We start from the raw sequence: 10,048 nt of genomic DNA on the forward strand, positions 1-10,048 counted from the left end.
GTATGAAAAAAGCAGGACACTTTTTATGTCCTGCCGTTGTCCCATATTGATAACATCAATCTCATTAACCATAAACTAAAATTCATGTTAGTTAACAAGCCGGAAGTTATTCGCCATTACAATTCTTTTACCATTTGCATTTCTTTATAGTGCTTGTCCCCAAATGTATATTCCACCTCTTTAATTTCTGCAAATCCAATCGAAGAATACATTTTGCGTGCAAGTATCTTTTCTAAAGACACACTAATATATAACTTATCGGCATTGTGTTTGGTCTTAAAATACTCAAAAAACGCTATTGCTGCCTGTTTTCCATAACCTTTTCCTTGAAGCTGTTTGCCAATCATAAAGCGGCTCATAGACTAGCCAGGAAAGGTTTCATCATAATCATATAATATAAAGCCTATCATCGTTTCTTCAAGATATATTCCTAAAGTATATAGTCCGTCCTCATAAGCAGCTTCTACCAATGACTGTTTGTTATCTGCAACAAATCCCTCTTGGTTATCACCAATAGTCAATGCCATACAATCCCAGTAGTTGGATTTATCAATTTCTCTAAATTCCATCTTAAAAATATTTTTCTTGCTTTTTATTATATCATTAATTACACTGCTCTTTTACATACTCGCTTTATTTTACTATGATGCATTGTGAAATTTAAAAGTCAATAATAAAATTTATCATATTAATAATATGTGCCAGTTTCTCAATCGGATTGGCTACTTTCTCCAATTTAAATAAATTCTATCTAACACTAATTCACACAAAATATTCTCTATTTTTTATAATTATCTTCCAAATCCACTTTATAATCTTCCAGATCCATAAGAAAAATCTCATAGCCTTCATCACTCATGCAGAACAGCTTTCTTATGGTATTGCAGACCAGCCCGATCATATCCGCATCCCCTTTCAGAAATGGAATGATATTGTCGATAGCTTCCATCGTATCATTTCGGTTGCCTTTATCAAACATTGCGGTCACTAAGCATTCATCTGTATCAAAGTTCATTGCCAGATTCATCATAATTCTATATTCCCCTTCTTATGCGCTTTGGATTTTTCAGTTGCCATTTCTTTCTGCTCCTGTGCTTTTGCTCTTGCCTGGAACTCTTTTAACGACTGCAGCACGGATTTTTTCAGTTCCCCTTTTCCACCCTGTGCAGGCTCTTTGTTTTGTTCCCGGTTCGATTCTACTGATACGGATTCTTTCTTGAATGGTGTTTCTGAAACTTTCTGTTTCACTTCCACGGTCTGTTCTGCCTCCTGCACTTTTCCATGTTTCTCATTCAGATACTTTTCCATGTCATTGATTGCTTTCTGTACCAATGGGCTTTCCTTATAATGTGGAATCATATCAATCAGATCCCTGTCTATCCTGTCTCCACTCATGAGTCCGTATTCCCCGGAATAATCCTCATCCCCGTCCTGCAGATCAAAACCAATCCCTTTGATTCCATGCAGGCGTTCTGCCGGAATACTTTCATAGATTTTGATTGCTTCTTCCAGAGTAAGATTATTATGGTACTCACCCATGACCGGGAACTCCATGCACTCTGCTACATAGAAACTGATCGTAACTTCTGGCTGTTCCTGTTCTGATTGTCTGGTAAAGATAGAAAAGGTTTCTGCATTTTCTAAACGGGAGAGCAGTGACCGGGCAGTTATCACATCACTGTCTATATCAGATTCTTCCGACACTTCAACCAGCCAGTCCTTTAAACACCCTGTTTTCTTATTCAGAATGTCCTCTGTGATTTTCTTCACCTGTTCTTCCCTGTTCTCAACGATATCTTTATATTCGTAAGTGTCATATTCATAGCTGAAATTATCTAAATCCACCGCCAGCTTTTCGATTTCCTTCTGATCAAGATAGGCTTCTGACTCTTTCATATATTCTGCCAGAGTGATTCTTTCTTCTGCGATAGGATTGATGTCCACCTTAATACCTGCCATTGCTATGCCATGAGCATTTAATTCATTGAAGAAACTGTCCTCCCGGATATTGCCATGATAAGAAAGCACCACATCAAGGTCAGAATCATCTCTGTAAAGTTCCTCTCTGCTTCTGGAACCATGCACCCTTGCTGCAAGCAGCTCTACTTCATTTTCTAATCCCATATCTTCCAGAATACCCTGTGCGTGATACAAGACACCCCGTTCCACTTCTGCCCTGCTAAGACCATTTAATGCTGCTTCATCTCTTCCAATCTCAGAAGTCGCACGAAGCTCACCTGCCTGTAGTAAATCCTTTGAATGTTGGATGGTCATTGCCTCAAATTCTTTATAGTCCACTTTGACACATTCCATATCATCCATTCTTTCACTTTTTAAGATTTCATAAGTAGCTTTCTGAACAGATACTTTGGGATCGTCATAATCATTGGAATGGATTTCGTGCAGGTCAGAATCATAAAAAATATAAAAATAGCCTTCTTCCGTTGCCTGTACGGTCAGATACCCTTTGCTCTTGGTAAACTGCATTACAATTCCCTCACAGGTATCCACTGCTCTTTCCCTGTCATAATCCTCAAAAATACTTGGTGGACAATTCTTTAATAACTGTGCCAGCTGCATCTGCCGTTCGCCTGCTTCTTCCACTTCTGCCATCAAATCCTCATAGTCAACGGGAACTGCATTTTCCAGGGACATTTCTTCATCTTCCAGAATATCTTCCATTGCCTGCTGCATAGAAATATCAGGATTGTCATAGGCACCGCCGTCGATCTCATCGTAATCCAAAGCATAAAAGGTATAATCATAGCCTTCCTCTGTTCTCTGGATTGCAAAATACCTATCGTCAATCTTATATGCCAGTTCATCCGGTTCCAGTTCCGGCATAAGTCCTTCCACAGAAATCCCTTTCTCCTGCAGATATTCTGAAATAGCTTCCAATGCTCCTGCATCATACCCATTCCAGAGATCTTCTGCGACAAGCTGACCATGTTCCGATACGATAATCCCTGCCACATCTGAACCATACTCATCATGTTCCATGAAGAAGAACTTCTCCCCTGCATACTCTCTTTCATCTACTGTATGCCAAGTTCCTGCATGTCCATCTGCTTCAAATCCTCTGGTATCTGCTGTAATGGTGACTTCCGCTTCATCTAATGCCTGTTCAATCTTCTGCATACGGATCTCTGCCCTTGCCATATCAATAAATCCATCTAACACCGCTGGGTGGCTTTCTATCACATAATCCTGATTCAGATTCTTCCCCTGATTGATATTTTCCGGGATTTCGATATGTTCTGCCCAGTCTTTGTTCTGTTTGGAAAATCTGCCGTCATAAGAAAGTTCCCGAAGCGTATTTGCCATAACAAACGTCATACGTTCTTCTCCAAACTGTTCCAGCACTTGTTTTGCGACATCTTCCTTTAAATGCATCCCGTCAAAATTTAATGCGATTGCTTTCTCGATTGCTTTCTTACAATCAATATTTAACTTTCTGGAATCCAGATAAGCATCTACATCCCGTTCTTCCATTGCCTGAGCAAGTGTTCCTTTATAAACTGGCGGATAGGCTCTGGTATGATTATTTTCCAGCATCTCCATTCTCTGCTGTACAAAGTCCGGAAGTTCCTCAAAGCCGAAAGAATCCACATAATAAGCCTTTGTCTCCGCCGTCCGGTTTATAACTATGACGTCGCTTACCGATAAGGAATGTCCATGAAAATCGTTCGGGCGGTTGATATTAAATCTCTCAAAAATATCCTCTAATGTGATCGTTGGTGTCCACGGAGCCGCATACACCATCCTGTAGTCTTTCCCCTCAATGGTATAGCCTAATTTTTTAGCTGATTCAAAACCCATAAACTGATAAGTATGCTCTCCGCCCGTATCCATCTGATAGATTGCAAAACGACCGCTTTCTCCATGAAAAAGCAAAGTTTCATCAATCTTTTCCGCACTGTCCTGTTCCAGTTTTTCCTGTCTGGTGGCAGATGCTTCTTTTTCTTCATATTGCATGATATTTTCTCTTTCCAGCTCATGCATCTGCTCCTCAATGTTCCCAATGATCTCTGCAGATGTTTTTCGGATGGTATCCATTGATGCTTTCAACGCCTTCATATCCCTGCTCTCGCACCAGCTGGCGATATAGGTAAACGAATATTCTGAAGTATCCAGACCAAAATGGTTGCAGACAATATAAGCGATACTTTCTGCTTCCACTTCCTTTGTTGTCTGGTCTTTTAAGACTCCTTCCACATCCATTACTTCCCGGTCATGCAGCAATGCGTGGCTCACTTCATGGACTCCGGTTTTCATCGTCTGTACATTACTCATATCTTCCTTTATCGCAATATATTTTTCTGTCTGGTGATAATAGCCTTTTGCATCCCCTTCCACATTCATCATGCGGATCGGCACAGGAGAAATATTCTGCAATGCCTGCATAAACGTATCATAAAACTGTACACTTCCGGTAAGCTCCGGTACCTCCAGTTCTGCGATCGGTTCCCCCTCTGTCTGGCTGACATCAAACACTGTCGTTACGCGGAATCTCGGTATCACCATCTCCACAATCTCTGTTTCCGGCTGTCCATCATCCCCGATCACAGGCTCTTTTGTTACCGGGTCGATCTTTTCAATCTCCTGTTTCTCCCGTATCGGTACTGGTGCGATGATCTGGATTCCTTTTTCTCCACGTTTTACATGACGGTTAAATTTCTTCTGCCATGCCTGATACCCGGCCACCAGTGTTGCTTCCGGTTTCTGCATGGTGATCAGCAGTGTGTTATTAAAGCTGTAATTGTGGAACTTTGACATGGTATTCAGATATTCGGTATATCGCTCCGATGTAAAGATTTCCTTTACTCCCTGCTCCAGCCGTTCCGATATTTCTTTTAACTGTTTTTCTATATTATTTGCCATAAACAAACCCTCCATTTTATGTCCCCGCCAGAGAAAACTCTGACGGGAAATCTTTTATAACTCCTGTTCGTGTTTTTTCTTTGCAGTTTTCTGTGTAACGGTCGGTTCCGCTGTATTCTGCTGTGCCTTCTCCTGCTTTAAGCGTTCCAGAATAGATGGCTTATGAATTCTGTCTGCTGTTTCCGGAAGTTCTTTTTCTTCTACGGCATCCCTGCTGTCTGTGTTACTTCCTTCTCTGCCAATATCCTCATCTGCCATAATCGTCTCATTGCCCTTTTCATCCATGTTCAGCAAGGCATTTAACTCGGATAACCGTTCTATCTTTTCATTCAGCTCTGCTTCTTTCGGAAATGGTTTCTTTACCTCTTCCTGTGCAGTAGCAAGCTGCTGTTGTACGGTTTCCAATTTCTGCTCACTTTCCGTCAGCTTCCTGTCGATAGAAGAAAGCGTGTTATGGATACGCTGCATATTTCCTACCGGGTCTTTTCCGATCTCCAGCTTATAAGAACATTTTCCTTTGATTGTCAGTTCAAACGCATTGGAGAACATATTATAGGAAGCAGATAACGTGAACCCATGATATTCCCCGACCTTTCCGCCGGTGCTGACGGTTTTTAACCCTGCACAAGCAGCGATCAACGCTTCGCCTGCTTCTTTCTTATCTTCATAAAGGACATTCCCTACTGTCATGGCAAACGTGTCATTATCCTGTAAATCCACACTTTTTACTACCTGCGAATCCACCTGCATTCCGGCAATCCGCTCTTTCAATGCACTGATCTGTACCGGGAAATTCTTTGCAATATCGGATTCCAGACGGTAAATCTGACTGGTATGGTTTGCCTTTAGAAGTTTTAGCTTACTCACCTGCACATCCAGATCCATTTTTTCTTTAATGTACGGATTGCCTGTGGCAAGTGCCTTTATTTCCGCATAGGACAGTGCCGTATCATCCACATCTTCACAAGCCCTGACCGGGGATTTACTGGTCATGATCTGGCTGATGAACTTCTGCTTATTCTCCAAAATCTGCCACATATACGCATCAAAAGTGTTCTCCGTCACATACCGGAATATCTTTACTTTGTCATTCTGGTTTCCCTGTCTTAAGATACGTCCTTCCTGCTGTTCCAGATCAGACGGCTTCCACGGACAGTCAAGGTGATGGAGGGCAATGAGCCTGTCCTGTACGTTGGTACCAGCACCGAGTTTTGGAGTGGAACCCATAAGGATTCTCACCTGCCCGGTCCGTACCTTTGCAAACAGTTCCGCTTTCTTTGCCTCCGTGTTGTATTCATGGATAAACGCAATCTCTTCTTTCGGGATTCCCCTGGCAACCAGTTTGTTTCGGACATCATCATATACATTGAAAGTCCCATCCCCTTTTGGAGTAGACAAGTCACAGAAGATCAGCTGTGTTGTCCGATCTGCTTTTCCCTCGTCCCATACCTGAAAAGCATTTTCCACACAGGTATTGACCTTGCTTTTTTCTGCATCCGGAAGGAGTTCATTTAATAGCCTCTGATCCAATGCACATTTTCTTCCGTCATTGGTAATCTTGAGCATGTTGTCCACCGTTGGATTCACAAGACCGGCTCTTACTTCTTCCGCACGTTCCGAAAAGGCACTGACCATTTCCTGCTGTTCTTCACTTGGTTTTAAGACTTCATTGATAAACTCTGCTTCCGGTACAGGAAGATTCAGCATATCCGATGTCTGAATATCCGCAGCTTCCTTAAAAATGGAGATCAGCTCTGGAAGATTAAAAAAACGGGCAAACCGTGTTTTCGCACGATAGCCCGTTCCTTCCGGTGATAATTCAATGGCTCTTGAATTATAGGTACATTATGGAAATTTAATTGATTTCTCCAACGAACTTGTAGAAAATCCTGATATTCTGGACTTTCTCTCCGTCGATGGTCTGAGGTTCAGATACCTCAATCTTTTCGATAAGACGATTTACTATGGCTGTGGTCAGCTCTTTGATCTCTGCACATTCCACCATTTCATTGGCAAGCTGTTCCGCTTTGCAGGTGCTGTCCTTCAGATTGTCAGCCGTAGTTTTCAGTTTTTCAATTTCTTCGGTTGTTTCTTTCTTTTCCTGTTCAAAATGAGTGGACAACATCCGGAACTGCTGTTCTGACACAAGCTGCTTTGTAAAATCCTCATACAGCTTGATGAACTGCCTGTCCGATTCGAGGAGCTTTTTCTCCAGTTTCTCCAGCTTTTTCTGGATATTTTCCCGGTTATTCGCCGCTGTCGTATCCATCTGCCCCAATACCTTCCGCATGAATTTCTCCCTGTTTTTTATGACCCTTTTTGCATGGGTCTGGATGTCCGCAAGTACAAGTTCCTCCAGATCGTCCGCATTGATGCGGTGCTGGCTGCAGAACCCGGTTCCCCTCACACGGTAAATGCGGCACTGGTAAAAAGTCCGTTCAATGACTGGCTTCTCCTTATTCCTGCCATCGGTATGCACCATCAGGGTACTTCCGCAGTCGGCACATTTTAAAATGCCCCGGAACTTATTCTCATACCCGGAAGTACAGGGCTTGACTTTCGTATGACGGTCAAGGATTTCCTGCACCGTATCCCATGTGTGTTCATCAACAAGTGCATCATGGTCACTGGGAATAATGGTACGCTCACTCATGGGGATATACCCCCTTGTTTCCTGCTTGAAATGCTTCTTATCATATTTCTGCACCCAGAAATAGCCTTTGTAAAGCGGGTTTCGTAAAATCCGGATGATGGTCTCCTGTTTCCAGTTATAGGCATCATCTTCTTTTACCAGAAACTTTCCGAAGTATTCCGGCTTATAATATGCCGGCTTTGGGATTTTCTGTTCATAAAGGATTTTCCCGATTTTATTGTTTCCCATTCCCTGAAGTGCAAGCTGGAAAATATAACGGACGGTTGGTGCGGTTTCCTCATCGGCAATCAGGTGGTTTTTGTCCTCCGGGTCTTTCTGATACCCGAATGGTGCGTGTGTTCCCATGAATTTTCCCTGGCTTGCCCGGATGTATTTACCTGACTTCACCTTTTTGGAAACATCCCTTGAATAAAACTCATTAAGAATGTTCTTAAACGGGGTAATATCCATCTCCCCGCTGTTTGCAGAATCCACACCGTCATTGACGGCGATATACCGTACCTGATGTTTTGGGAAAAATACCTCGATATAAGCGCCACTCTCCAGATAGTTCCTACCTAGCCTTGAAAGATCTTTCGTGATCACACAGGTAACTTTTCCTGCTTCAATGTCCGCTATCATCTGCTGAAAGGACGGACGGTTGAAATTCGTACCGGAATAACCATCGTCTACATAAAACTGATAATTATAAATCCCCAGTTCCTCTGCTTTTCTTGTCAGGATCGCTTTCTGGCTCTGGATGCTCATGCTCTCGCCCACGTTGCCGTCATCCAATGATAATCTTGCATAAAGTGCTGTCCATGTTTCTCTGATTTCTGTTGTCTGCATATTGACCTCCTGTGGTTTCTTCAATATCCAGTGACAGAAATACGCTGTCTTTATTATAGCGATTCCTGCCACCTCCTGCAACTGCTGATTTTATTTTTCCGGTGAAATCTGCATCTTTTCTCATCCCACCTTTTTCTGATTTTCCAGCTTCTCCTTTACATTCTGTTTCGCCGCTTCTTCACTAACGGCAGTCAGTACCTTTTCCATGCTCTCCTTGCCGGAATAAACATGTTCCACCACATAGCGGATCGGTTCTCTCCGGCGGTTCCCTGCTTTTCTCTGCATAAAATCCCTCCATAAATACCAATGCTGGCAGAGGATTATCCCTGCCAGCACACCAAATGTCAAACTATTGTTTCTGTTTTTCGTAGTCCTGCAATCTTTACTCATTGCAATCTCCTTTCTGCCTGCCGGGGGACATCCCGGCAGATTTTCCTTAACGATGTATAAATCTAAAGTCCCATTTCCTGACGTTTCTTCTTTTGCTCCTGCCCCCTGTCCATCTTTTCATGCTGTCGGCTCTGGGACTGGTCTTTGTTCTTCTGCTCCCGCTCATCTATCTTCCGGTTATGACGAAGCAACTCCACATAGGCAAGATTGACGGTACTCCTGCCGTAACGTCTGGACTGTTTCTCGTATTCCTGTGTCAGCTCTTTGATCTGTGCTTCCCACTTTTTCGGTGTGAATTTTTCTCCTTCCCGAAGAAGTTCATAGACCGGAATACGGAGTTCTTTCGCCGTTTCCAGTTCTTTCTTATGCTGGCTGTGATAAACTGCCTGTGCGATTCCTTTCTTCTGCAGATATTCATTACGGATGGGAATGTATGGAGCATAGGCGGCATAAGCCTCTGACAGTTCCTTTAACCGCCGGATTTCCCTTCCATCTCTGTTGCAGATTTCCTCTGCTTCTTTCTTGGAAGCTTCTTGCTGTACTGCAAAGGTTTCCAGTGCTTCAAAGCTGTCAATGCCTTTTTCTTCCACGAACCTCCGCACGTTTTCAATATCCATCAGTGCTGCACGATTACTTACCTTTTTTAAATTCGGTGCCTGTATCAGCGGCAGATGAAGCCTTCCAAATGCTGCAAGAATACATTCCAGCATTTCCAGAACCTCATTTTTCATCGCTGCAAATACGCTGACTTCCTTTGTACCGGAAGTTTCTTTCTGTATCGAACCAACTGCCGTCTGTTCTGCTTCACCTTCCTGTGCCGCAGGGATGTCTCCTGCCATTTTTCCTGCTTTCTTTTCTGCGGCATTCTTTGCAGCTTCCGCAGCTTTTTCCTGTTCCCATTTCTCCAAATTTTTCACACTGTTCCATGCAATATCATAGAACATCCTTGCCCTTTGCAGCGTCTGGTTATGCTCCATGATTGCCCGGTTCGCATCCCCTTTTTCGGTACGGATGCCTTTCCTCTCCAATGCACTGGCAATCGGACCTAAGTGCCTGGTCGGCTCCTGCTCCAGTCCCAGCTCTTTAAAAGAACGGTGTTCCCAGTACTCCGGCAGTCCGATCCGGTCATTCACCACATTGATGGTGTCCGTCAAATCCTTTCTCCATTTCCGGGAATTACCTTTTTCATTCCAGTCATTCACATCTACCGCCCTGCTCTTAAATCCCCGTCCGGACTTATTGCGGATTTTATTGCCGTCTTTATCAAGGATATATTCCTTTCTCTTATACACATCT

At 43.1% G+C, this 10,048-nt stretch carries 9 protein-coding genes; all 9 read right to left on the reverse strand.

Translation table 11 applies throughout. The features are described from left to right. Positions 1-116: 116 nt before the first annotated feature. Positions 117-347, reverse strand: a complete 231-nt coding sequence (locus tag AB5170_RS17705) for a hypothetical protein (RefSeq protein WP_368361642.1) — start codon at positions 345-347, stop codon at positions 117-119. A gap of 15 nt (positions 348-362) precedes the next feature. After that, positions 363-569, reverse strand: coding sequence for a hypothetical protein (locus AB5170_RS17710; protein ID WP_368361643.1), 207 nt, complete (start codon positions 567-569; stop codon positions 363-365). A gap of 209 nt (positions 570-778) precedes the next feature. Beyond that, positions 779-1,030 carry a transposon-transfer assisting family protein gene (locus AB5170_RS17715; RefSeq protein ID WP_117739739.1) on the reverse strand — a complete coding sequence of 84 codons (252 nt, stop codon included), beginning with the start codon at positions 1,028-1,030 and terminating at the stop codon, positions 779-781. Beyond that, positions 1,027-4,881: a DUF3849 domain-containing protein gene (locus AB5170_RS17720; RefSeq protein WP_368361644.1), complete on the reverse strand. Its 3,855-nt coding sequence runs from the start codon at positions 4,879-4,881 to the stop codon at positions 1,027-1,029. The genes AB5170_RS17715 and AB5170_RS17720 overlap by 4 nt, the downstream gene beginning before the upstream one ends. Before the next feature lie 54 nt (positions 4,882-4,935). Then, on the reverse strand, positions 4,936-6,588 hold the full coding sequence (locus AB5170_RS17725) for a helicase-related protein (protein WP_368361645.1): 1,653 nt from the start codon (positions 6,586-6,588) through the stop codon (positions 4,936-4,938). 148 nt (positions 6,589-6,736) lie between these two features. Beyond that, complete coding sequence (locus tag AB5170_RS17730; RefSeq protein ID WP_055056598.1) at positions 6,737-8,362, reverse strand: recombinase family protein; 1,626 nt, start codon at positions 8,360-8,362, stop codon at positions 6,737-6,739. Further along, complete coding sequence (locus tag AB5170_RS17735; RefSeq protein ID WP_055056597.1) at positions 8,301-8,486, reverse strand: hypothetical protein; 186 nt, start codon at positions 8,484-8,486, stop codon at positions 8,301-8,303. Before AB5170_RS17735 ends, AB5170_RS17730 begins: the two co-directional genes overlap by 62 nt. Beyond that, on the reverse strand, positions 8,483-8,647 hold the full coding sequence (locus AB5170_RS17740; protein WP_155512691.1) for a hypothetical protein: 165 nt from the start codon (positions 8,645-8,647) through the stop codon (positions 8,483-8,485). The genes AB5170_RS17735 and AB5170_RS17740 overlap by 4 nt, the downstream gene beginning before the upstream one ends. Positions 8,648-8,814: 167 nt before the next feature. Further along, on the reverse strand, positions 8,815-10,048 hold a 1,234-nt coding region (locus tag AB5170_RS17745), incomplete at its 5' end, for a MobA/MobL family protein (RefSeq protein WP_368365120.1).

It is taken from the genome of Ruminococcus sp. RTP21484sp1_RTP21281st1_A8_RTP21281_210402, assembly GCF_040914025.1.
In the GTDB taxonomy this organism is placed as follows: Bacteria; Bacillota; Clostridia; order Lachnospirales; family Lachnospiraceae; genus Blautia_A; species Blautia_A faecis.

Excerpts from the sequence above, each read along its gene's own strand:
- AB5170_RS17705 (WP_368361642.1), bottom strand. The coding sequence starts at position 347 with ATGATTGGCAAACAGCTTCAAGGAAAAGGTTATGGAAAACAGGCAGCA.
- AB5170_RS17710 (WP_368361643.1), bottom strand. The coding sequence starts at position 569 with ATGGAATTTAGAGAAATTGATAAATCCAACTACTGGGATTGTATGGCA.
- AB5170_RS17715 (WP_117739739.1), bottom strand. The coding sequence starts at position 1,030 with ATGATGAATCTGGCAATGAACTTTGATACAGATGAATGCTTAGTGACC.
- AB5170_RS17720 (WP_368361644.1), bottom strand. The coding sequence starts at position 4,881 with ATGGCAAATAATATAGAAAAACAGTTAAAAGAAATATCGGAACGGCTG.
- AB5170_RS17725 (WP_368361645.1), bottom strand. The coding sequence starts at position 6,588 with ATGCTGAATCTTCCTGTACCGGAAGCAGAGTTTATCAATGAAGTCTTA.
- AB5170_RS17730 (WP_055056598.1), bottom strand. The coding sequence starts at position 8,362 with ATGCAGACAACAGAAATCAGAGAAACATGGACAGCACTTTATGCAAGA.
- AB5170_RS17735 (WP_055056597.1), bottom strand. The coding sequence starts at position 8,486 with ATGAGAAAAGATGCAGATTTCACCGGAAAAATAAAATCAGCAGTTGCA.
- AB5170_RS17740 (WP_155512691.1), bottom strand. The coding sequence starts at position 8,647 with ATGCAGAGAAAAGCAGGGAACCGCCGGAGAGAACCGATCCGCTATGTG.